At 40.6% G+C, this 411-nt stretch carries 1 protein-coding gene; it reads right to left on the bottom strand.

Annotated elements, in window-relative coordinates:
- Positions 1-320: DNA alkylation repair protein (locus tag RNB18_RS52905; protein WP_311721165.1), on the bottom strand; the 320-nt coding region annotated here is incomplete at its 3' end.
- Between the last annotated feature and the right edge of the window lie 91 nt (positions 321-411).

Below are 411 nucleotides of genomic sequence, written 5' to 3'. Positions count from 1 at the left end.
CTATCCCACCAAGACTTGGTCTGGGCTAATTTTTTCAAGCGTGGTAAATCAGTTAAAACCAAGTCCTTTTTCTTGGTGACCAGATAATCAATGGCGATATATTGAAATTCACGGTAGGGCTTAGACCAGCAAGCCTCAACAAATTCCCAGTCAATGCCCTGAGACTTAAATTCTTTGAAAAATTGCCTAGCCACTTTTCGGCGGTCAGGAGTTCGCACACCCAGAAAGTCAAAATTGTTTTTCATATAAGCCTTCATAGGCTGGGCCTGACTGGCATCCGCCACAGCAAACAAACATTTTTCTAATTCTTCAATCTTCATCATTCTCACCTACAAGAGATTTTTGGAGCCAGACAATATCATGCCAGGTATCAAATTTATAACCAACTTTTTTGAAATGAGCTACCTGTTC

It is taken from the genome of Streptomyces doebereineriae, from assembly GCF_031845645.1.
GTDB classification, from domain to species: domain Bacteria; phylum Actinomycetota; class Actinomycetes; order Streptomycetales; family Streptomycetaceae; genus Streptomyces; species Streptomyces canus.
Note: the sequence above shows the minus strand (reverse complement) of the source record. Positions and strands in the feature narration are given on the sequence as shown.